The organism is Micromonospora sp. RTP1Z1, from assembly GCF_033804685.1.
Lineage (GTDB): Bacteria > Actinomycetota > Actinomycetes > Mycobacteriales > Micromonosporaceae > Micromonospora.
In genome coordinates, this window is sequence record NZ_JAPFQV010000006.1 from 126,896 (window position 1) to 149,474 (window position 22,579).

The following is a 22,579-nucleotide window of genomic DNA, read 5'->3' on the forward strand; positions in this document are numbered from 1 at the left end:
CTAACTACATCCTGGCCGCGTACATGGCCTCCGGGACATAGCCAGCCCCTCGCGGCGTTGCCGAAGGGGCCGCACTGACGCAGTGGCGTGGTTGGAGCGGCCTTGCCATCATCAATGCTCTCTTGGCGACGCGGGGGCGATGATGACGGTTGACTGGTGGGGGCTGCGGCACGCGTACGGCCGAGCGACCGACGCCCCGGGGCATCTGCGCGCGTTGGAGTTCGGCGATGCCGCAGCCCGCGAGGAAGCGCTGGACCATCTCCAAGTCGCGGTGCTGCACCAGGGTTTCTTCGAGACAGCCACCGCTCCGGCCGTTCGGGCCGTGACCGCACTGCTCGCCGAGGGCCGGACGCACCCGGACGCGGTCACATCGCTCGTGGAGTTCCTGGGGGACGCGGCCTTGAGCGTGACCAACCTGGCAGAGAGCCCTCACTTCGCCGAGGAACTGCCAGACGTTGCTGATGCTGTGGCGGCGGCATACCCGGTGGTGCTTCCGCTGCTGGAGACATCGATCCCGGACTACGCTCTGTTCTACGCGGAAAATCTGGTGGTGATTGCCCAGATGGCGCCTCTGGTCGACCGGCGCGAGGCACTCGCCGCCCTGATTCAAGGCTGGTTGCAACGCGGCTCTGGCCCTCGATCCCCGCGGGTTTGCTGCCTCGGCAGGCTCGGCGTCGACGTTCGTGGCCTGCTCTCCGACCCAGACCCTGCGGTCCGGCTGCGGGCCGCGCTAGCCCACGAAGACGATCCGCGCAGCCAACAGCTAATCCTCGCCGCGCTGGGGGATCCGCCGCCACCAAGCCTGCACCAGTTCGAACTCGTCGCCGCAGCGATTCGCGTCGCCCCCACCTTCGACACGATCGCCACGGCCGCTTGCGAGGTTGCCAGACGGGACAATTGGACCGGATTCGAGAAGGGGTGGGGCGCCTTGGTGCGCTTCGCCTTCGCCGAGCCGTACGGACAGCGCAGGCCCTTGACCGACTCGCAGCGTGCGCTGCTTCGGGCTCTGGTCGCCAACCACCAAGTCTGGGATCCGAAGAACGGGAGCTGCGGGCTGGTCTTTACGCAAGCTGGACTACCACGCAGCCGGGTTGCGTGCCGCCAGCTTGCCTCGTGATGAACCCTCAGGAGTCAGGCGTCGTGATCTACCGCCGACCGCTGCGCTGCCGCTGTCCACGGGTGGCGGCGCGCGGTCGTGCCGATGACCCGTACTGCTCGGACGGGGTCTCTTCCTAACGTCCTGGCGGAACGTGCGGTCGTCGCGCAACGTGTAACTTGCGAACGGACGAGATGAGGAGGAGACAGGTGACTGCCGGTGGCTTCTCGTCGAAACGACTGGCTCGAGTGCGAGAGCTGCTCGAGCGTCACGTCGAGTCCGGCTTCGTCCCGGGTGTGGTGGCCGTCCTCGCCCGCCACGGCGAGGTGCACATCGAAGCAACGGGCAATCTCGCGTTCGAGGGCGCAGGGTCGCAGACGCCGATGGCAGGCGACACGATCTGTCGCATGGGCTCGATGACGAAGCCGATCGTCGCCGCGTGTGCGATGACGCTCGTCGAGGACTGCACCCTCCGCCTCGATGACCCGGTCGACGACCTCCTCCCGGAGCTGGCGGACATGACCGTGCTCGCCGATCCCCACGGGCCACTGGAAGACACCGTCCCGGCGAAACGCCCGATAACGCTGCGGGATCTGCTGACCTACACCCTCGGCACCGGCATGGTCCCTGCCGAGCCGGGAACGGTCCCGATCTCCGACGCGCTGAACGCACTCGGCCAGCCGCCGCCGGACGAGTGGATACGCCGGCTCGGCACGCTTCCGCTCGTCCACCAGCCGGGTGAGCGCTGGATGTACGACATCGCCGCGAACGTTACCGGCGTGCTCATCGCCCGGGTCACCGGCATGACCTTCGGGGATGCCTTGCGCGAGCGGATCTGCGATCCGCTCGGAATGAAGGACACCGCCTTCAGCGTGGGCGACGAGAGCATCGGCCGGTTGGCGACGGCGTACGAGCGCGACAATGCCGCCACCGGTGAGCCGGTCGTCGAAGACGCCCCCGACGGGCAGTGGAGCCGGCCGCCGATGTTCGAATCAGGTGGCGGCGGGCTCGTCTCGACCGCCGACGACTACCTCGCCTTCGCCTCGGCTCTGCTCGCGGGCGGCACCCACCACGGGGAGCGGGTGCTCTCGCGGCCGTCGGTGACCCTGATGACCAGCGACCACCTGACCCAGGCGCAGAAGGCGGTCTCCGGGTTCTGGCCTGGGTACTTCGACACCATGGGCTGGGGTTTCGGGATGTCGGTCCGCACCCGCCGCACGCACCTCGGCCCATCGGTCGGGAACTGCGGATGGCCCGGCTTCTACGGCACCGCCTGGTACAACGATCCCGCCGAGGACCTGACAACGATCTTCATCATGCAACGGGCGCACGCGGGCGACCAGAGGCTGCCGATGTGGCACGACTTCTGGACCGCTGTCTACCAGGCGATCAACGACTGACCGCAGGCTCCGGAGACCACCGAGCCGGGCAGCGGCGTCCGCACGCGCCGCCCGCAGACCGGACCAGTGACCTACTCATTCGAAGGCGTTCTCCCGGCTTGGGGCGGGACCTGCCCGCCATGACGACCAGCCGCACTCTCATCCGCTGACAACGGGCGGCCCTCGACGTTCCGGCCAGCGGGGCGCGAGTCAGGCGCTGCCCGGGGGCGGGTGGGGGCACTATCGTTCTGGCGTGCACATCCGTTTCGACGTCCCCGCCGATCCCGCGTACCCGGGCCGCGTGGCCGCTGCGCTCAGCAGTGTTCGGCTGCGCAGGTACCGCGATATCGGCGCGGTGCTGGCGGCGGTCGGGGCGATCGGCCTCGCCGTCTCGTGGGGGTTCGCGTGGGGCGAGCGGACCTCGCCGCTGTGGTTGTCGATGGTCGTGGCTGGCCTGCTGTCGATGCTGTACTCGCCGTGGGTGCGGTTGCGCGCCCGGCACCGCTCCAGTCGCTACGCCGTCGAGGGCGCCTACGACATCACCGACGACAACATTTTGCTGCGCAGCGGCTTGGAGTCCGGCGGCATCGCCTGGGACGGGGTCACCCAGGTAAGGAACACCCCTGAGTTCTGGATCGTCTACGTCGGCCGGATGCCGGCCACCGTGATCCCACGCCGCTTGATGACCGCCGAAGACGCCGAGACGTTGCGAGCCTATATGGCCAAACGTGGGCTGCTCCAGCTTCGGTGAACTCATTTGCCGCGATCCGCGCGCTACGCGGCGTCACGAAGTGCTGACTCGGCCGGCATACGCACATGCCGACGAGCCCGCATCATGGATGTCGTGCATGTTCTGTTTGATGATCGCGTCTCTGTCGAATTCCACGTGTTCCGCTTGGGGGGCGATGTGGCCGCCCACGCGGTCGGTGACGGGCAAGGCGGTCAGGTCAACGGGCTGTGCGGAGCCGCCGAACCGGGCGCGCTCGTGTTCAACACGGGATTGCATACCGGCTATGTGCCGCTGCGCATCGAACGGCACGAAAGCGAGCCGCTGCTCGACCCAGTCTGGACCGAGGTAGTGGAGGCGTCGTACACCCGCCCGGAGCCGGACGTGCTGCTCCTGACGGGCGATCACAGGTTGACCGTCCGGCTCGAGTTGGACCAGGACACCTACCGCGTACGGTTCTGCGCGATCGGCTACGACAACGAGGATCGCGTTGTCGACGACCCGCCCGAGCGGTACCTGCTGCAGTTCTGGCCCGCGAAGGCGGGGCCCGACCGGATCGTCCGGCAGATCTCGACGGTCGCTGCGAACCGGCACCGCGTCGCTCAGAAGACGCCGCCGCGGCCGACCTACGCGGAACGTGTCGACGCGGCCCGCCGGCAACAGGAGGAGAAAAAGAGGCGGGAGAGGGAGTATTTCCGCGCGCGGGCGACGCGTGACTGGGGCGGTCGCCTGCCGGACAGTGACCGGCTCCGCCAGGTCGGAGCGTGGGCGAAGGACGTGGCCCGCGTCGACCGCGACCTGGTCGATGAGATCGCCGCCGCCGAGCCGGCGCAGCAGCGTGCCATGGCAGCCTGGGCCGCCCGGTCAGCTGCTATCCAGGCTGGTGCCGCCGAGCTGGACTGGGTTGCCGAGGCACTGGATGCCCTCGACCTGGGTGACCCGCCGCCTCCCTCGTTCACCGACTGCCGGACGGCGCTCAACCGCTTGTGGGATGTGCCGGAGGAAACCGCCGTGCACAGCTCTATTTCTTCCTTCATCTATAGCCCTACCTCGATCGGGAAGATCGAGCTGCCCGCGATGGAGCCACAGGCGCAAATGGTCTTCGCGATAGTCGCCGCCCGTGAGGAGGATCCGCTCGTCGCCGCTCTGAGCACGCTCAAGTCCGCGCTCGAGATCGGCCCGGTCGATCTCGCTGCCTTCCGAGCCGTGTTCACCCAGAAGTAGCTGCCGCTCGCAGCCTCACCCTGTCTCCTTCCACCTTTCGAGCAGGCGCTAGACCTCCACTTCTGCCGCTGATCGCGCCCCGGAATGTGACTGGCAGCCAACGTACTGATTTGCGGCTGTCCGCGCGTTGGCCCCGCCCGGCGCAGTGCGCTGTCGTGCCGATGACAGTGCATCGCGGATAAGCGGCCGACATCGGATCGTGTGCGACCATCACGTCTTGCGTGAGACGTCATGCCGATGAGGATGTCGCGGGTCCAGAGCTGGTTATGGATCGATGGGAAGGATCGAAGCCACCTAGCAGCTCCGTCGATGAAGCCCCCGATAAGCACGAGCAGCGCCGCCGCGAGGTTGAACGGCGCCAGCCGCACCGCCGGCACCGACGGCGGATTGCGTGAACAGGATCAGATGGACGGAGATCACCACGAGGTAGCCCAGGCCGAAGACCACTCCCGTTTGGTCGAAGGCGTGCGGCACCCCACCGTCGCCACGAGAAACCCGGCCATCCCCGCGAAAAGCAGCAGCTTCTGCGAATGCGGCACGCCGGGGTGCTGCAACCCCGAACGCTGAGCCTGGCAGCCGGTAGCCGGCGGCGGCCGTTACATCCGTGGATCGCGCCTACGCCGCGGCTTTCGGCGCGGGATCGGACGCGGCGGCCAGCGCCGGCTCGTGCCTCGGCGTTGCGACCCGACCGGAACGCCAGGCGAGCACGCCGGCCCCGATGGCCGCGACCGCGCACAACGGCCAGAGCGCTGCGGGGGCGACGCTGTAGACGAAGGCGCCGACGGGTGGGGCGAGCATGCTGCCGCTGGTCGCAGCGCCGGTGTAGAGCCCCTGGTACTGGCCGACCAGGTGCGGCGGGGCGGCGTCCAGCACATGCGCGGTGGCGGTCGTCTTGTAGAGGATCTCCCCCACCGTGAGCACGACCATCGCGGCGACGGCGAGCCAGCTGGCGGTGCCGAGGCCGAACAGCCCGAAGCCGAGTCCGACCAGGGCGTACCCGGCACCGATGATGCCCAGCGCCGGCAGCCTGCGCAGCGCCACCGTCGCCGGGATCTCCAGGATGAGGATCATGCCGGAGCCCAGAGCGATGAGCGCCGCGTAGAGGCCGATGGGCTGACCGTGGTCGCGCAGGTAGACTGGCAGGGTCGAGTAGAGCTGCCGGTAGACGATGTCCACGACCACGATCGCCGGCAGCAGGAACAGCAGGGCGCGGTCCGCGCGTACGCTGCGCCACAGGCCGTGGGCCTGGACTCCGCCGGGGGCCGGCGGCGGCTCGGTGGGCAGCAGCCACGCGGTCGCCGCCCTCACCAGCAGGGTGACGGCGCCGTCGATTACGAAGAGCCAGGTGAAGTCGTACGCCGAGAGCAGCGCGCCGAGCGGTGGCCCGATCACGCAGCCGGCGTTGAAGGCGGCCCGGGTGACCGCCACCGAGCGCCGGCGGTCGCCGGCGGGCACGGCGAGGGCAACCAGTGCGCCCTGCGACACTCCGGAGGTCGCGCCGGCGTAGCCAAGCAGCGGCATGCCCACCGCGAGGACCGCGGTCGGCAGCCACGGGATGGCCAGGGTGCTCAACCCGACGAAGGCCGACGAGACCAGCAGGACCCGGCGGTGACCGAAGTGGTCGCCGAACCAGCCGCTGGTGAAGTTGCCGACCAGCATGCCCGCACCCAACCCACCGCTGATCAGCCCCGCAAAGCCGATCGGCAGGTCACGGGGGCCTGTGAGATACAGAAACAGGTAGAAGTACATGAACGTGCCAGCGGCGTTGACGAAACGACCGGCGGCGAGGGTCCAGACGATGCGGGGGATGTCACGCACGCGTACTCCTTCTCAGCCTCGGCAAGAGACACACTGTAGGCGGACCGGATCACGAAGCCCAGGGAGCCGGCTGGTTGCCGGGAGATGGAGGATCGAGGGCGAATTGGCTGGGCCGCCTGTATGCCGAAGGGGGCTTGCTGCTGGCATCGCCCGGCAAATGGTCATGACCCGACAGGCGACGACGGCATGAGTCGGCAGGCTGCACCGACGCGGGCTCGCCCCTGCGCAGCCAAGACCAAGCACAATGTCATGACCGCGAGGCGCGCCGTCATGGCCGATGTGAGTGCGCCCTTTGGACGTGAGTGTTAGCCACAGCGCTCGTTGACGAACGAGTCGCGTGACACCACCTTGGAACGGTCAGGCGTTAGCCACCAGTGCAAGGGCGAGCAAGGGCGGCACCGGATCGGCTGCCTGGATCGCGGCAACGACCTGTGTCAGTTGCTGGTAGTCGCCGCCGGCCGCCCTGATGAGGGTGTCCGCATCGGCGTGGTTGCCGAGGTAACACTCGGCGATGGCCCGCAGGAGAAACGCGACGCTGCATAGGTCCGGCGGGTCAACACCCGGCCAAAGGTCGAGAAGCAGCGACCGCGCATGCTCCGGCCGCTGGTTGAGCAGGTGAGCCAGGCTCATGGCGAGACGAGCGGTCAACATGTGCGGCTGCACGTGGAAGGCGAGCTGGGCCAGTTCCGAGATCTCCAACACCTCTTGGTGTTCAACCGGCGATCCGTTCACCACTGCGGCGTACAGGTACCACAACCCGAACTGGACGGTAAGCACCTGCCCGATTGCGGCGGCGGCCATGGGATCGGTGCTGTCGGCGCGAGCCAGCGCCGCGAGCCGCTCGGCGTCGGCGATGAAGTCCGCCGCCGACTGCGCGTGTCCCGTGCTCCAGCGCCGTTGGAAGGCAGCGAGCGCGAGTCGCGGGTCGTTGCCGTCGCGAACCGGATCTCCGAGACGATCGTCGTCAACCTCCCCTCGGGCAATCGTCCGCAACGTCCTGCTTACCTCCTCCTGGTAGTAGCCCGCCCATAGCGCGGCGCGGGTGGCTGTTGGCGCCAAAAGCCAGCGAAGCAGGTTGCGGCCGTCACTGCGGGGCGATATCCCGGGAATGAGATTGACCACCCCGAGCAGCGCCGCAAAAAGCGCTGCGCCGAGCAGTGCGACGCGTGTCAACGCCGTGCTCGTCAACGCCGTTGCGGTACCGAGCACCGTCGCAGTGCACAGGTTCGCCATCGGGCCACCGAGGTAGAACAGCACCATCCGCAGCGGCAACGCGGTCGCCGACGGCGCCGGCCGGACCCACACTTCGCTCCGCCACCCGGTAAAGGGTGCGATGCGGACCGCGATGACCGGCAGACGCAGCAGCTTCGCCACGACGAGGTGCCCGCACTCGTGCAGGACGACGTGCACCCACAACGACACGCAGGTGAAGCCAACGGCGGCGATCGCACCCGTCACGGACTCGGTGACGAATAGCGCTAACGCCACCGCCTCCAACACCAAGAGGATGGACGCAGCGACCAGCCGTCGGCGGGGGGAGATCACCGGGAGATAGTACGGCCGGACAAGTAGAGGCCCAGGTACTTACCGTACGCACGCCGCACACCGCGACGCCGGTCCACGTTCGCGATGCCCGCCAGGCTTCGCCATCCTCTTCTGCCGCGATCCGGGCGGTCGCCCAACCCGCGAGAAGCCGGGTGGTGAGTGATCGGCATCGCGTGCGGTTGCGCGGCCACCACTTCATGAGAGGCAACATGGCACCCATGTCCCTACCTACCCCCACGCTGCAGACCGCTCGCCTGCGACTGCGTCCGTTCAACGACGCCGACGCGAACGCCCTCTTCGCGCTGCACAGCAGCGCCTACGTGCTGCGTTACTGGGACGCGCCGCCCTGGAGCGAGCGGGTGCGCGCCGAGCGGTTCATCATGGCTTGCCGGCAGATGGCAGAGGAAGGCACCGGGACACGGCTGGCCATGGACCGTGTTTCCGACGGGGCGTTCATCGGCTGGTGCAGTCTGACCCGGTGGAACCCGGACTACCGCAGCGCGTCGCTGGGCTACTGCCTCGACGATGCAGCATGGGGCCACGGCTACGCGACGGAGGCCGCGCACGCCTTGCTGCAGTGGGCATTCGACGCGCTGGACCTGAATCGAGTCCAGGCCGAGACCGATACGCGCAACGCGGCGTCTGCCCGCGTCCTGGAGAAGCTCGGATTCGTGCGTGAAGGGACGTTGCGCGAAGACTGCGTCGTGAACGGCGAGGTCTCGGACTCGTGGGTGTACGGGCTGATCAGGCGCGAGTGGCGGCCGTCGTCCGAGGCGGTTCCCGCCCGCTGAGTCCTCCTCGCTTGCGAGACGGCGCCGCCTCCGGCTGCTTCGCTGAGTTGATGGGGCCGACGCAGTGCACTCTCTGCCGCCGACCGCGCCCTAAGCTGCCCCGGGGAGCTCAGGCCGCCCTGAGCCAGCGGCCATGGATGTCCTCCTAGCGCAGCGGGTCTACGACGGCCGGGTCGTCGAGGAGGGTCACCAGCAGGGCGCCGTTCGGGAGTCGGCGCGTGCGCGCGCCGCCCGTGACTCAGGGAATCGGTCAAGTCAGCTAGGGCGTGGCCTAGCGGATCAGGCCACCGGTGGACTCGGGCAGCGGCTCGTCGGTGTTGATGAGCGAGGGCGGCCTGGCCGCGATGCCCTCCTCGGGTTCGCGGCTGGAGGCACGGGCGTCGGCTAACACCTCGGCAGGGACGTGCTGCTCGAGGAATCGCCGCGCCAGCCGGGTCGACGGGTGCACGCCGATGGTGGCCACCACTATGATGCCGGCGATCATCAGCCAGCCGACGGCGCCCCAGTTCATCGCGAGAAAGGTGTACACCGCCGGTGCCCATACCCGGCCCAGGGTGCTGCTCAGCTCGGCGGCGCCCTGGTAGGCGCCGCGCTGACGCGGGTCCATCAGCTCGGCCTCGAAGGACCAGCTGGCGGCCGAGAGGTAGAGCTCAGCCCCGGTCACGGTGACGTGACCCAGCCAGACCAGCGAGATCGTGACCCAGCCGACGGTGTCGTGGGTCGCCAGCGTGATCAGACAGGAGAGCACGAAGAAGCTGGACGACATCCGAATCGCATATAGCGCGGTCGGCACGTCCTCGACTCTGCGGGCCACCGCCATCGGCAGGAAGATGCACATCACCGTGTTGGTTCCGAACAGAAGGGCCAGCAGCACCCGCGGGGCGTCGGTCTTCTCCACCAGCCACAGCGGAATCACGATGTTGAGCAGCACCTGGTTGGTCCAGAAGACCCCGCTGAAGAACGTTGTGAGGAGCCAGCCGGGGTTGCGCAGCGGTCCCGGCCCGGCGATCTTCGCCTTGCGGTCCTGCGGGGTGCGGTCGTCGTGCGAGGCCCGCGGTAGCCGGCTGATTGCGGCAGCGTTGACCAGAAAGACCACAGTGGTGAACCAGGGCAGCGCGTGGAGGACGTCGTTGGAGTGGAACGCCAGCGCGAAGCCACCGATCAGGGAGCCGAGGGTGAAGCCGACGTTGAGCGCGGAGTACATGTAGGCGCGTGACTTCACCCGCTCGTCCGGCGGCAGTACGTCGATCGTGTACGCGCCGTGCGCCGCGTTGCCGAGGGCACCGATGACCTCCATGCCGACGGCCATGGCGATGTAGCCCTTGAAGTCGGTGATGAGCGGCCACATCGCGAACATCGCCGCCTGCCCGGTCGCGCTGACGGCCCACATCTTCTTTGGCCCGAAGCGGTCGACCAGCTTGCCCATTGGCAGTGCGGCCAGGAAGGCGGCGATGCCAGCGCACGTCAGGCCGAGACCAACCTGGGCGGCGGACAGCCCGACGATCTTGGTGAAGAATACCGCCGATCCGGTCATGAAGGTGCCCTCACCGAGGGCGAAGAGGAGTGACTGGGCAGCGAGCTGGCCGGCGAGGGGCGACGGGGGGCGCGCTCGGCGGGGGACGGCGGCGAACATCACCGGGGATTCTCCGGAACCTCACGACAATTGTCGTGCGATTTTCCGGCGCGGCGGCGGTGGCGCTACAGCATCCCCCCGGCCATGACTGCCCACTCCGAACAGGCCCGGCCGGCCGTGACCCTGCCGTCGACCACGCCGACCATGCTGGTCATCGCCGCTGCTTGGTCCGCCGTCGAGGTGTCGTACCTGAAGGCGTGTCGCGCGGCGCTGGGCGAACGGCTCAAGGTCGCGCCACGTGGACTGCGGTCACCAGGTCCACCTCGAACGAGCGGACGAAGTCGATGAAGCACTACTGGAACGAGGCCGCGTTCATCACGGACATCGCAGATGGGGACGCCGCGCGCGGGCCGCCTGCCGGCTCCGGCAGCTGCGCGAGGATGACTTCGTCGGCGGGCTCGTGCTACGCGAGTTCGAGGCGTTCACCTCGGCCGAGGTGAACGACTGGTGGCTGGACGGTCGCTGCGTCCTGGTCGGGCCGCACCCGGACTACACCGCAGGACCACCCGCCGGGCGAGATTGACCTGGGCTGGCTCGCCCTCCTGATCGCCGCACTGGACCTGCCGTTGGTGACGGCGGACCTGGCGCTGCGCGCCCCATCCGCTTCTGCCGCCGAGCGGTCACCACGTTCCGTGACGATGCGTGGTGGGGCCCGGCCGGTGAGAGTGCGTGCATATTGACCATCTGCGACGGATCATGGGGGCGCGTAGGAACCCGGTCGCCATCCCGAAACGTACGAGAAGTCCAGACCGCCATCCGCCCAAGAAGAGCGGATATTCCATTCGGGCTGGGCGAATTCCGGCCGAGGCGACGATTCGGCGAAGGTTCATGGCAGTGTCCTCTCCTGCGGGTTGCCCCCTGCGCGAACTCACTGCCACCACGACCCCGACCGCGACCGGGTTCACGGATCCACCGACGTCACCCGATCATGTCAGGGGATCCAGCGGTGCGGGCGACCGGCGGGAGGCGGGCTGCCCGCACCGCTGGGGACGAGGCTAGCTGCGGTAGCGGAAGAGGATTCGGCCTCGGGTCAGGTCGTAGGGGCTCAGCTCTACGAGCACCCGGTCGTACGGGAGGATCTTGATGTAATTCTTACGGATCTTTCCACTGATGTGGGCCAGCACCTTGTGGCCGTTCTGCAGCTCCACCGTGAAAGTGGCGTTGCGCAGGCATTCGAGGACGGTGCCCTCGAGTTCGATGCCGTTTGATGTTCTCGCCATGGTCAGCGACTCCTCTCGTTCGCGGTCAGCGGAGGACCAGTTCGAGGTTGCTGCCGGTGCGCCGGGCGCCGATGCCCTCGAACAGCGCCGTGGCGGCCACGTTAGATTCGGTCACCTCGGCCGAGGCCGTTTCCTTGCCGATGCGGTGCAGCCCGCCCAGTGCGTGGGCCAGCAGCGCCCGGGCGATGCCGCGGCGTTGGCGGTCGGCCCGGACGGCGATCAGCCCTATCCGTGGCAGCCGGGTCACCATCGCTACCCTCAGTAGACCCACGTATTGGCCGGACTGCGCCGCCACGGCGTATTTCGACGGGTCGAGCACGGGAAGGGCCAGAACTTCGGCCGGCATGTCCTGCCATCCAGGGCCGGCATCCACCTGGTCGCGGATCGTGCGGTCCAGGGCGCGTAGCGGGGCCTCCTCCGCACGGCCGAAGGCCTTTATCGTCACGTCCGGCGGTGGCAGAGCCGAGTCGAGGCCCGTGGCGCGGGGGTCGGTGGGTACGGCATACTCCCACTCCCGACGCCGTGTCGTGAAGCCGGCTCGCTGCCACCGGGCGGTCAGGTCGAGGTCGGCCTCGTCGACTACCGTGTGCAGCTGCCTCGGCAGAGCCGCCAGCATGGCCTCGGCCAGCCGGTCGAAGGCCATGCCGTGCCAGGCGTCGATACTGACGAACATCCGCCCGTCGGGCCGGCGCGACGCCTCGCCGCGGCCGACTACGAGGTCGTCCTCCAGCGCATGCCATTGCCCGGACGCGACGCGCGAAATCAGCACGGCGTGGCTGAATTCCACAGGATTCATAGGTTGGTGCCTTTCGGAATCGCCTTGTTAGGGCGCTCCCGGCGACACCTATGTCAGTGGCCGGCCCGTGACGGCGAGGGGAGCACCCACATCGATACAACGTTCACGGGTCTCACCTCCTCGGTCAGTGTCACGGCTCAAGGGAAGCTACCAGCCGGCGCGTCGCACCGTCCAACCATTTCCAGCGAGTGTGCGATGCTGCACCTCTTCATGATCAAAGGGCGAACGGCCGTGTCCCACGGCCATCGCGCGGCAGATCGCGGTCGGCCTGCCGTCGCCACAGGCTGGTGAGCCAGTCTGCCGTCCGTACAGCACACGGCGCCACGGCGCGGGCCCGCAGACGCGGATGTGCCGATGAGCGGATGCTGGTCATCGGTGTGGGTAGACGCCCGGCGCCAGCTCATCGGTGACGATCTGGCGTAGCAGTGGCCGGATCTTGTCGAAGGTGGCGACGGGATGTGTGGCATCGCCTGGCAGGACGACCCCGATGCACTTGACCAAGAGTGCGTTCGAATCTGACGACGCGGGATTCGGAAAGGCCACGAACGCCGGTGCGCCGACGAATCCGCGGTCAGCGCTGCCGAGAAGGGTTGGGACGCCGCCGCGCATGTCCATGCGGGCCACCGCTACGCCCGGCGGCCGGTTTCGTTGGCCTGTCGGATGTCCGATGACCAGGACGGTGTGCTGCACCTCACCGAGCTCGGCGATGTCGTGGGCGGTGGCGGCGAGACCATCCGTGACCTCCTGTGTCGACCCGGCCCATCCTTTGCGTGCGGAGTAGTCGCGCAACACCGCCATGGGCATCGCCGCAACGCCGATGTCCGGGAAGTACTTCCTGGACGCACTGCTGGCCGCCGTGGCTGCCTTCGCCGTCAACGGCAGCATCACCGACCTCTGAATCAACCTCGCGAGCAATCGGACGACGACGACTGCAACCGCACCGTGATCCACGCCTGTCGTTTGAATCAGCGCCCGACTCAACGTCCTCTTCTAATGCCGCAGACAACGAGCGGACGCGCGCCCTCGCGGAGCGTAGTGGGCCGCCTGCGCGCTGCAGATTCACCGGGCCGAGGCTGGCTAGACTTCTCCAGTGGTCGACTCGCGTGACGTTGCCTCGCGGGACGGAGGGTTCGAACCCGTCTACGTCGAGCTCGATTGGTACGACGGGCCGCGAGGCGGCCTGGCTGACATCGGCGGAGTGCCGCACTACTTCCGGGCGCTTAACGACTACGCCCGCCCCGGCGATCCCGACGACGACCACTTCGTCTGGCCAGCCGGCCAAACCGCCCTGGCCTGGGAACGTGAACAGTGGGCCATCTTCGTCGAGTGGAACGCGCGGTACGAGGCTGGCACCGCCACGCCGGACAGCCACCCCGGCCACGGTGGTGTGAACATCCGCTACGACGAGCTGACCAGGCTGCTCCAGTCGCACCGCATGATGCCGACGGACGCCCGTCGGATGAAGGTCGAGTGGCGCTGGGACCCCTCTCCGACGCGACCGCGATACCACACCAACGGCCCTGGCTACCGCGCCAACTGGCGCCCGACGTAACAAAGCCGCCTCCATGTACGCGTGCATGGCCTCGACGTCCGACTCTGTCCTGTCATGGCACCGAGATGAGTGCGCCGAGGTCGGCTGCCGACGCCCAGCAGATGGCATCGATCACGCGTTGATCGTTGTCCTGTTCTGGATGGAGGACTGGTGCTGGCTCCGCTGCGGTATAGCGCCTTCCGATACCTGGCTGCTGGCCGGCTGGTCAACATGCTGGGCAACGGTGTCGCGCCCATCGCGCTGGCCTTCGCCGTGCTCGATCTGACCGGCTCGGTGCGCGACCTGGGCCTGGTGGTCGGCGCGCGATCGCTGATGACCGTGCTGTTCGTGCTCATCGGCGGGGTGGTGGCCGACCGGATTCCGCTCCGGCTGGTGCTGGTCGTCGCCAATGTGTTGGGTGCGCTGACCCAGGCGGCGGTGGCCGCACTGGTGCTCACCGGCACGGCGACGATCCCGCTGCTGCTGGCGTTCGGTGCGGCCAACGGCATCGTGAGCGCCCTGTCCCAGCCAGCCTCGACCGCCGCGACGCCGCAGACCGTGCCGCCGGAGCTGATCCAGCCGGCCAACGCGCTCATCCGGCTCGGCATCAACGCGGCCATGATCGGCGGGGCCGCGCTCGGCGGCCTCCTGGTGGCCGCCGTCGGGCCGGGGTGGGGCCTCGCCATCGACGCGCTCACCTTCGTTATCGCGGCTGTCGCGTTTACCGGAGTCCGGGTCGCTGCATCGCCGGCGAAGAGCACCCGCACGAGCATCGTCGCCGACCTCCGGGAGGGCTGGACGGAATTCACCGCGCGGACCTGGGTCTGGGTCGTGGTGCTCGGCTTCATGATCCTCAACGCGGCCCTCGCCGGCGGCGTGAACGTGCTCGGCCCGGCCGTCGCCGACGAGACGATCGGCCGTAGCGCCTGGGGTGTGGTGTTGGCGGCGGAAACCGCCGGCATGGTCGTGGGCGGGTTGATGGCCCTGCGGATCCGGGTTCGCCGGCTGCTGCTGCTCGGGGTGGCCTGCATGTTCGCCAAGTCGTTCCTGCTGCTGGGGCTGGCCCTGGTGCCCACCATCGTCGTGCTGCTGGCGGCCGGAGTGGCGGTCGGCATCGCCGTCGAACAGTTCGCGGTGGCCTGGCACACGTCGATCGCGCAGCACATCCCGGCCGACCGACTGGCCCGCGTCTACTCCTACGACATGTTGGGATCCTTCGTCGCCATCCCCCTCGGCCAGGTGGCGGTCGGACCGGTCGCCGCGGCGATCGGCACCCGCGACACGCTGCTGATCTTGGCGACATTGGTGGTGCTCGCCGTCCTCGGCATGCTGGCCAGCCGGGACGTCCGCCGGCTGCAGGCGGGTAGCCCCCGTCCGCGCTGCCGACGCAGCGCAGACCGAGCCAGCCGACAGTGGACCGAGCGACAGCCCTACCGGGTAGCCCACCGAACCCGCCGCCCGCGCCTGACTCGGCATTGGACTTCCTCGACGCCAGCCGCACCCTCAATTCGAAGAGCAGGATCAGCCGCCGCCATGTACTGCGGCTCACTCTTTGCCGCGAAGCGCTCGTCACCGAAGGTGACGTCGGCGCCGGTCGCCGGCGTCCGGACGTGCCGATGATCGGAAACTCGATCATTCCAGCAGCGAAGCGCTTGCCCCTCACGCGGCGTCATGCCACATAGTCGATGGCGTGGAGGAGCACCTGACCGTGGGGCGTGTGGCGGAGTTGGCCGGCGTAAGCGTCCGCACACTGCATCACTATGACGAGATCGGCCTCCTGGAGCCGTCCACGCGGACCGCGGCTGGGCACCGGGCCTACTCCGCGGACGACGTGGAGCGACTCCGGGAGGTGCTCGCCTACCGGCGGCTCGGCTTCGGATTGCGGGACATCGCGGATCTGGTTGACGATCCGGCTACCGACGCAGTCGCGCACCTGTGCCGGCTGCGCGGCCTGTTGATGGACCAGCGCGACCGCGCTGCTGCCATGGTGACGGCCATAGACAGGGAACTGGAGGCACGAGCAATGGGAATCAGGACGACGCCAGAGGAGCAACTGAAAGTGTTCGGCGCGCGGTTGTACGATGCCATCGGATCCGCTTATCCAGCGACGCGGCGCACTGAGCCACGGATCGCCGCGCGCATCTGGGATGCGCTGGGGGATGCACAACGGTACTGAACGTCGGGGCCGGCACCGGCTCCTACGAACCACCCGACCGCGACGTCACGGCGGTGGAACCTTCGGCGGTCATGCGGGCGCAGCGTCCCCCGGGCGCGGCGCCCTGCGTGGCCGCCGCTGCGGAGAGTCTGCCGTTCGAGGACCAGTCCTTCGACGCCGCGATGGCGGTCAGCACCGTTCATCACTGGCCGGACCCGGTCGCCGGGCTGCGTGAGCTGCGGCGTGTGGCCCGCCGCGTGGTGGTGTTCACGTACGACGCCGATGACACCGGCCGGCGTCAGCGGTTCTGGCTCACCCGCGACTACTTACCTGAGTTCGCAGACCTCCTCGTCGGCTGGCCGTCCCTGGCCGACCTAACCCGCGCGATCGGAGGACGCGCGGAGCCGGTGCTCGTCCCGTGGGACTGCGCTGACGGCTTCTTCGAGGCATACTGGCGCCGGCCTGAGGCGTACCTGGACGAACATGTACGCCGCGCGGTTTCGGTATGGACCAGACTCGGACCGCAGGCCGAGCAACGGGCAGTCAGCACACTCCGCGAAGACCTTTCCTCAGGCCGGTGGGCCGAGCGCAACCGCGACCTCGTCGCCCTCGACACGGCAGAGCTCGGCTTCCGCCTGCTCGTAGCCTGAATTACCGTGCGCGAGAACGCCGCCAGAGAGCTGCACCGCGCAGCCATGGCTGCTGAGCATGTGCGATTGCTTTCCCAGGTCACGACGTAGCGAGCCGGGGCGGTTCGGGCACCGCCACATTCGGAATCATGTTTTCCCAGTTCACGTGCTACAGGTGGACCGGATGTGGCAGAACCCGAACCGCTTTCACGCTGTTCAGGCCGGTCGTGACGCTGTCAGCCGTTCGCCGACACACCCCCAGACCCGCTCAGCTCGCGTCACCCCCCGCAGCGCCGCCTGACTGATCCGATCCGCGAACAGCACCGGCGCTGCGGCCCTGGCCACCACCTGGCCACCCGACCACCACTGTGAATCATCACGGCAAGCGCGGTGACAGCCTGCTGCCGAACCTCGGCCGACATGGGCGCCGTCCTCGGTTCTCGCACCACCACGAAGGACGTACGACGCCTAACCTCCCGACACGCTCAGAGCAACGAGGCCCCCGGCCGTCTGGAGACAAGGCCGTTCAGTCCCCCTCGGAAGCTCCTACGCGCGCGAGGGTGCACTGACATGCCGATTTCAGTGCGGTGCGCGAGCCAGCCGACGGTCAGGCTGATGAATAGCACACCGTGCGGCTACGCTGCGGGGCCATGTCGACAAGAGAGGACCAGGTGTTTGATGCGGTGGTCCGACGGATCGCCGGCGGCGGGTACATCGACGAGGTGCCAGCCAGCCGGTTGGCGCCCCTCCGACCCGCGCCGCCTGCCGCAGTCGCGGAGGCCGAGGAACTTGCCGGCCTGTCGATGCCTTCGCTGCTGCGCCGACTCTACCTGGAGGTCGGTAACGGCGGCTTCGGCCCCGGTTACGGTCTCCTCGGCCTCAGGGACGGGCACCGAACCGGCGGCCTAGACGCGCTGACCGGGCTCAAGGGCGGTGTCCTCACCCTGTGCGACTGGGGTTGCGGCATCAGCAGCGAGCTCAACCTCGCCGACGGCCAGGTCTGGGGCTGCGACCCGAACCCGGCGCCGGACGGCGTGTCATGCACGTTCCCGCAGCACATGACGATCGTTGACTGGTTCTCTAAGTGGGTAGAGGGCACGCTGTACCAGCCGTGGCTGGTCCAGGACCCGACGACCGGCGAAAGGCGCGGCGCAACGGACGCCGAGTACGCGGAGATGATCGAGGAGGCGTTTGACCCCGGCGGTCCGGATGGCTGACCGCCGGGCGCTGAGGGCCACAGCGTGCCAGCGTGCCAAGGCCTAATAACGGGCACGGTTCGATCCCCAGGGCCGCACGCACGCTATGCCGCGATGCATTCGGCGTCAGCGGACGATGACAAGGTTGGCCATGTCGACGACCGGTCGGTAGCCGAGGGCGGCGTAGATCTTGTTCGAGGTCGGGTTTGCTTGGTCGGTGAACAGGCAGACCCGCGCACCCTCGGCCTGGATTCGCCAGGAAACCTCGGCGACCGCGTTGCTGGCCCAACCACGCCCGCGCTGGGCCGGCGGCGTGTACACCGGGCCCATGCGGGCCACCCCGAACGACGGTGGGTTGGCACCGGTGAGGTGCACCGGCTCCCCAGTCTCGTCGACCCAGAACCACAGCCGTCCGGCTTGGAGCCGGCGCAGCATCTCCGCGCGGTCGGGCATTTCGTGCGCACTGGTACCGCGCGGGCGGCCCGCCTGTTCGTCGGCGTCGCCCATGAACGCGGCGAACCACTCCGTGACCAGTTCCACGTCGTCTTCGGTCGCGACCACCAAGCCGCCGGGCACAGGCGGCGGCCACGCCAGCTCGCCGAGCTCGTGCAGCCGCGTGTGCTGGCTGACCTGGACTCGGCCCCCGCCGAGCCGGGTTAGCTCGGCGGCGGACAGTTCAACGGCGGGCAGGGCCCCGTTGACCGCGAGTACCTCCTCCTCGCGCTCGTGCAACGCGTGGACCAGCGCCACGGCCGCCTCGTCGGGCATCGGCAGCAGGAATGGCGGGTAGGGTGCATACGGCGCCGTGCGCATCCCGGCACCGACCACGGCGCCGGAGTCGTCGCTGACCACCAGCCACCAGTTACGGTCGGGCTGCGAGATCCCCTCGGCCCGCTGCGACAACAGCCGGTGCGCGACGGTGGTCACGACCGTGCTGACGACCGGATCGGCGCCCAGGTAGTCACCCGCTGCGGCCAGGAACTCGCCGGGATCGGTGAAGTACCGCAGCCGCAGTCCGGCCATCGGGATAGTGCTCATCTGCGTACGCTAGCCACCGCCGTGCCACACCGGCACGGGAATTTTGCACGGCCGAGGACCTGCAAGCGCTGAGCCAGCCGACATCCCCGGCCGCACGGAAGCCAAACGCCGCAGCCTTCGACGTCCGCATCTGCCGCGATCCGCGCACTACGCAGCGTCACGCCGAGCTGGCCCGGTTGCCGTCCGCACGTGCCGATGTTCCGTAGTCTCCCGGCCGGGCTCGCGTCGAGACGGTCATGGTGTGGGACTTCCGTCGGTACGGTTCGCCCACGCGTTCCACTCCTCCACCGTGGTGATCTGCACGCCCTCGGGCAGCAGGAACGGCCCCGCTGTCGTGGCGGCCACCGTGAATGGCTTGAAGTCGTGATCCGTGAGCATGTGGTAGATGAACTCCGACATGCTCATGTCGTATCGGTGCCACGGTTCGGCGCCGTCCGTGCGGGCGACCACCGGCCACGCCGCCGGATCGGTCTCCGCGTCCGCGAGCCAGTAATACTCACCCTCGGTTTGATCGCGACCCCAGCCGAGCAGACCCGGCCGCCCGGGACCGCCGTACAGGTCATACGGCGCGTAGAGACTCGCATATTCCGGATGGAATACCCGGTCCCACCGCCAGGGGTAGAACAGGCCCTCCGTCGCCGCGTCACTGCGCGGCTGCAGGAGCCACAGGAATCCAGAGTAGTAACCGCCGCCGAGCAGCGACCACAGCTCGCGGTAGTCGGGCGGCAGTGTCGTACCCAGCTCGGTCTCGACCGGCTTCCAGTCGATGTCACGCGGCTCCGGCCGCGCGCCGGTCGCCTCGATGATCCGCTGCGTCCATGACATGATCGTCATCCTGCCAAGAACGTTGGGAACCGTCGCACGTGTCCTCTCTTGCCGCCGACCGCGCGCCTCTGACGGACCGTCGAGTCCGCCCCGCCGTCCGGCTGAGTAGTAACTCGGTGTAACAGCGACAGCCCATCGCGGGGGAACCCGTCACACGTCAAGTGGAGCCGATGTGTCACCCATCAAGTGGAGCCCGACATCGCCGGCAGTCCGGTGTCGTACTCCGCTTGACGCGTTACGCCGTGGCTTCACTTGATGCGTGACACGATGCGCTGGCTCGTTGGCTACGCGCTGTGAACGCGGGACGGCCGGAGAGGGTTGGCCCATCCGCTTCTAGCCGATGAGCGGGCGATCGCACCGCGCGGGGGCCTTCAGAGCTCGATGTGGCCCTCGAGGTAGAACGCGCACGAGCCGTGCAGCTGCACCCGGTCGCCGACGAGCCGGCAGGCCAGCTCACCGCCGCGCCGCGACGCCTGGTACGCGAAGAAGGTGTCCTTGCCCGTCCGTGCCGCCCAGAACGGCACCAGCGCACAGGCGCTCCGCCGGTCACCGGATCCTCGGGGATGCCCTTGGCCGGTGCGAAGTACCGGCTGACGAAGTCGTGCGTGTCGTCACCGGCGGCGGTCACCACGACCCCGGTCCGGTCCAGCCGGGCGATCGCGGCGAGGTCGGGTTCGAGGGACCGGACGTCGTCGGCCCCGGGGAGCAGGGCGAGGTAGTTGTTCCCGTCGATCGCCGTCTCCACCGGTGTGACGCCGAGCGCGGCCGACAACGCCGGCGGCACCGGCACGGCGCGCACCGTGCGAGCCGGCAGTTCCATCCGATATCCGGTGCCCTCGCGGTCGACCGTCAGCGGCCCGCTGGCGGTGTCGAATGTGACGCTGTCGCGGCCGGGCTCCAGCCGCTCGACGACAACGGCGCCCGCCGCCAGGGTCGCGTGCCCGCACAGCGGCACCTCCACCGTCGGTGTGAACCAGCGCAGCCGGTACCGGCCCTCGGACGGCACGACGAACGCAGTCTCGGGGAGGTTGTTCTCCGCGGCCACGGCCTGCAGCAGAGCGTCATCGAGAAACCGGTCCAGCACCACCACGGCGGCCGGGTTGCCGGCGAAGCGGCGAGTGGTGAAGGCGTCGAGCTGGAAGATCGGGACCCGCATGGCCCACAGCGTAGGGAGCGCGACATCCGCAGGACGACACCGGTCGCCGTCCGCTCACTGCGCAGACTCTTCTGTCGGCGGTCTCGTCGGGCACCGTGTCTGGTGCCGGCGATCTCGGGTCGTCGGCGCACCTGGTCTCCACCGGGCCACCGCGCAACGGCAGTCGGGCGGTCAGCCGGCGTAGCGGGGCTCGCTGAGCCGGCGGCGGAATTCCGCGTGAGCGGTCTGGAAGACGTCGTTGAGCCGCTCGAGCTCGGACTCGGTCGGTTCTCGCCGCAGCCCGACATCGATCTTGAAGTCGCCGTCCACGATCGCCACGTCGAGGCGGTCGAGCAGGTCCGCAGGAAGCCTGGTAATGACGAACTCGCGGAACGCGTCGGCGATCGTGCCCGCCATGTCGCCGCACCCGCAGGTGCGGCCATCCAGGACCGCACCGAGGTGGCTGCGGCCGATGATCGCGTCCGGGTGCACGGAATCCATGACGGTCAGGCCCTCCTCCAGGACCGTGCGGGCCTCCGACAACCGCGCCTCATGCTGGAGGAACAGACCGAGCGCGATACAGGCCCGCCCGACCGTGTCATCGTCTTTGCCGCGGCGCGCCTGGCTCACTGCCTCGGTCAGCCGTTGCTCCGCCGGGCCCACCTGGCCGGCCTCCTTCAGCGCCAGACCCCAGTTGCGCAGGACCTGACTCCGCAGCTCCGGACGACCGATGCGCTCCGCCCTCGCGTGCGCCGACGCGTACGTGCGCAGCGCCGCCTCGGCATCGCCGGCTTCGTCCTGGGCCATCGCCAAGCCGAGCGCTGCCATCAGCGCCTCCTCCTGCCGGCGCTGGCGGTCGTACGAAGCGAGCACGCGCTCGATCGCATCAACCCGCCCCGCCTGGTCACCGACAGCACGGCCGAGGTTCGCCAGCGCGGACAAGGCGTTGAGCGTCGCCTGGTGGTCAATGCCGAGCCGCTCCTCCAACGCGGCGACCAGGGAGGCAAGCAAGGGCTTGGATGCCGGATCGTCGTGGTCCAGCATCTGGGTGACGACTCGCCCGACCTGCTCGACGACCTCGTCCGGCAGTTGGTGCAGGCCCACGAAGAGCTGCTCGCGGATGCCACCGGCGTGCACAATCGCTGCTCGCAGCGCCAACGCGGAGGCCACCCGCTCGTGCCCGTTGCGCCACAGATTGGCCACCGCCTCCTCGACGACCTGCCGGGCACCTGCCACGTCGCCACGCTGCCGCAGCAGGTCCGCCAGCGGTTCGAGGCCGAACGCGTACCCGGCATGCTCGCGACCGTAGAAGGCGAGCCGCTCCTGAACGCCCCGGCGTAACTCCGTCTCGGCCTCGTCGAGTCGTCCGGCCATGCGCAACGCCAAGCCCAGATTGAGTCGGTGGGTCAACTGGTCCTTGCGGGACTCGTGATCGCGCGGCGTCGCGGAGACTGCGCGGCGGTAGCACTCGATCGCGCGGTCGCGTTGATCGGCGTTGAGCAGCACATTGCCGAGGTCACACTGGGCCGAGGCCCATTCCGGGCTGCCGTGACCATGCTTGTCCGTGACGGCCTGCAGCTCGCGCGTCATGAGGTTCTCGGCGTCGCCCATACGGCCCTCCCGCAACAGCGCGAAGGCCACCTCGACCGGAGTGAGGGGTGTCGTCACGAGCCGCAAGTTTAGGGCCTGCCTACCAGGGTTGGCGTACCCCTGGGAACACCTCGAGCGAGGCCCCGCCCGGCGCGATCAACCAACCATGATCGGACATCCGCATCTGCCGCGATCCGCGCGCTACGCGGCGTCACGAAGTGCTGACTCGGCCGGCATACGCACATGCCGAG

20 protein-coding genes and 1 pseudogene are annotated in these 22,579 nt (G+C 68.7%); 11 read left to right on the top strand and 10 right to left on the bottom strand.

From position 1 onward, the window contains the following. The first annotated feature begins 139 nt into the window (after positions 1–139). From SLP03_RS05310 to SLP03_RS05330, 5 genes are all read left to right on the top strand, one after another. Positions 140–1,117, top strand: a complete 978-nt coding sequence (locus SLP03_RS05310; protein ID WP_319459380.1) for a hypothetical protein — start codon at positions 140–142, stop codon at positions 1,115–1,117. A gap of 158 nt (positions 1,118–1,275) precedes the next feature. Continuing rightward, positions 1,276–2,496, top strand: a complete 1,221-nt coding sequence (locus tag SLP03_RS05315; protein WP_319459381.1) for a serine hydrolase domain-containing protein — start codon at positions 1,276–1,278, stop codon at positions 2,494–2,496. 232 nt (positions 2,497–2,728) lie between these two features. Beyond that, positions 2,729–3,226 (top strand): YcxB family protein, encoded by a 498-nt coding sequence (locus SLP03_RS05320; protein WP_319459382.1) that lies wholly within the window; start codon positions 2,729–2,731, stop codon positions 3,224–3,226. 84 nt (positions 3,227–3,310) lie between these two features. Further along, positions 3,311–4,426, top strand: coding sequence for a hypothetical protein (locus SLP03_RS05325; RefSeq protein WP_319459383.1), 1,116 nt, complete (start codon positions 3,311–3,313; stop codon positions 4,424–4,426). Between the two features lie 309 nt (positions 4,427–4,735). Further along, the gene (locus SLP03_RS05330; protein WP_319459384.1) at positions 4,736–4,993 is read left to right on the top strand and encodes a hypothetical protein; all 258 of its coding nucleotides are present in this window, start codon (positions 4,736–4,738) and stop codon (positions 4,991–4,993) included. A gap of 48 nt (positions 4,994–5,041) precedes the next feature. Here SLP03_RS05330 and SLP03_RS05335 read toward each other — a convergent pair whose 3' ends face one another. Continuing rightward, entirely contained in the window at positions 5,042–6,244 is a 1,203-nt protein-coding gene (locus tag SLP03_RS05335; protein ID WP_319459385.1) for an MFS transporter, read from the bottom strand. 357 nt (positions 6,245–6,601) lie between these two features. Next, a complete protein-coding gene (locus tag SLP03_RS05340; protein WP_319459386.1) occupies positions 6,602–7,789 on the bottom strand; it encodes a hypothetical protein in 1,188 nt (395 codons plus the stop codon). A gap of 218 nt (positions 7,790–8,007) precedes the next feature. Here SLP03_RS05340 and SLP03_RS05345 point away from each other — a divergent pair, with 218 nt between their 5' ends. After that, positions 8,008–8,580, top strand: a complete 573-nt coding sequence (locus SLP03_RS05345; RefSeq protein WP_319459387.1) for a GNAT family protein — start codon at positions 8,008–8,010, stop codon at positions 8,578–8,580. Positions 8,581–8,851: 271 nt separating this feature from the next. Here SLP03_RS05345 and SLP03_RS05350 read toward each other — a convergent pair whose 3' ends face one another. Next, complete coding sequence (locus tag SLP03_RS05350; RefSeq protein ID WP_319459388.1) at positions 8,852–10,213, bottom strand: MFS transporter; 1,362 nt, start codon at positions 10,211–10,213, stop codon at positions 8,852–8,854. A 238-nt stretch (positions 10,214–10,451) separates the two neighbouring features. Here SLP03_RS05350 and SLP03_RS31520 point away from each other — a divergent pair, with 238 nt between their 5' ends. Beyond that, positions 10,452–10,736, top strand: a complete 285-nt coding sequence (locus SLP03_RS31520; RefSeq protein ID WP_413644406.1) for an ATP-grasp domain-containing protein — start codon at positions 10,452–10,454, stop codon at positions 10,734–10,736. A gap of 472 nt (positions 10,737–11,208) precedes the next feature. Here the strand turns inward: SLP03_RS31520 and infA are convergent, their stop codons facing one another. The 3 genes from infA to SLP03_RS05370 all read right to left on the bottom strand — a co-directional run bounded on the left by infA (position 11,209) and on the right by SLP03_RS05370 (position 13,210). Next, positions 11,209–11,433 (bottom strand): translation initiation factor IF-1, encoded by a 225-nt coding sequence (gene infA, locus SLP03_RS05360; protein ID WP_074311006.1) that lies wholly within the window; start codon positions 11,431–11,433, stop codon positions 11,209–11,211. 25 nt (positions 11,434–11,458) lie between these two features. Further along, the gene (locus SLP03_RS05365; RefSeq protein WP_319459390.1) at positions 11,459–12,229 is read right to left on the bottom strand and encodes a GNAT family N-acetyltransferase; all 771 of its coding nucleotides are present in this window, start codon (positions 12,227–12,229) and stop codon (positions 11,459–11,461) included. A 369-nt stretch (positions 12,230–12,598) separates the two neighbouring features. Then, positions 12,599–13,210 (bottom strand): hypothetical protein, encoded by a 612-nt coding sequence (locus SLP03_RS05370; protein WP_319459391.1) that lies wholly within the window; start codon positions 13,208–13,210, stop codon positions 12,599–12,601. A gap of 109 nt (positions 13,211–13,319) precedes the next feature. Between SLP03_RS05370 and SLP03_RS05375 the strand changes: the two genes are divergently transcribed. The 4 genes and pseudogenes from SLP03_RS05375 to SLP03_RS05390 all read left to right on the top strand — a co-directional run bounded on the left by SLP03_RS05375 (position 13,320) and on the right by SLP03_RS05390 (position 17,761). Further along, the gene (locus tag SLP03_RS05375; RefSeq protein WP_319459392.1) at positions 13,320–13,781 is read left to right on the top strand and encodes a hypothetical protein; all 462 of its coding nucleotides are present in this window, start codon (positions 13,320–13,322) and stop codon (positions 13,779–13,781) included. 150 nt (positions 13,782–13,931) lie between these two features. After that, complete coding sequence (locus SLP03_RS05380; protein ID WP_319459393.1) at positions 13,932–15,380, top strand: MFS transporter; 1,449 nt, start codon at positions 13,932–13,934, stop codon at positions 15,378–15,380. Positions 15,381–15,450: 70 nt separating this feature from the next. Beyond that, positions 15,451–16,565 (top strand): annotated as a pseudogene (locus SLP03_RS05385) (MerR family transcriptional regulator). Between the two features lie 650 nt (positions 16,566–17,215). Further along, positions 17,216–17,761 carry a hypothetical protein gene (locus SLP03_RS05390; protein WP_319459394.1) on the top strand — a complete coding sequence of 182 codons (546 nt, stop codon included), beginning with the start codon at positions 17,216–17,218 and terminating at the stop codon, positions 17,759–17,761. A 105-nt stretch (positions 17,762–17,866) separates the two neighbouring features. On the opposite strand, the gene SLP03_RS05395 is transcribed toward SLP03_RS05390, so the two are convergent. From SLP03_RS05395 to SLP03_RS05410, 4 genes are all read right to left on the bottom strand, one after another. Further along, positions 17,867–18,778 (bottom strand): GNAT family N-acetyltransferase, encoded by a 912-nt coding sequence (locus SLP03_RS05395; protein ID WP_319459395.1) that lies wholly within the window; start codon positions 18,776–18,778, stop codon positions 17,867–17,869. Positions 18,779–19,012: 234 nt separating this feature from the next. Continuing rightward, positions 19,013–19,603 (bottom strand): SMI1/KNR4 family protein, encoded by a 591-nt coding sequence (locus tag SLP03_RS05400; protein WP_319459396.1) that lies wholly within the window; start codon positions 19,601–19,603, stop codon positions 19,013–19,015. Positions 19,604–19,838: 235 nt separating this feature from the next. Beyond that, positions 19,839–20,759 (bottom strand): PhzF family phenazine biosynthesis protein, encoded by a 921-nt coding sequence (locus SLP03_RS05405; protein ID WP_319459397.1) that lies wholly within the window; start codon positions 20,757–20,759, stop codon positions 19,839–19,841. A gap of 171 nt (positions 20,760–20,930) precedes the next feature. Continuing rightward, complete coding sequence (locus SLP03_RS05410; protein ID WP_319459398.1) at positions 20,931–22,406, bottom strand: tetratricopeptide repeat protein; 1,476 nt, start codon at positions 22,404–22,406, stop codon at positions 20,931–20,933. Positions 22,407–22,579 lie beyond the last annotated feature (173 nt).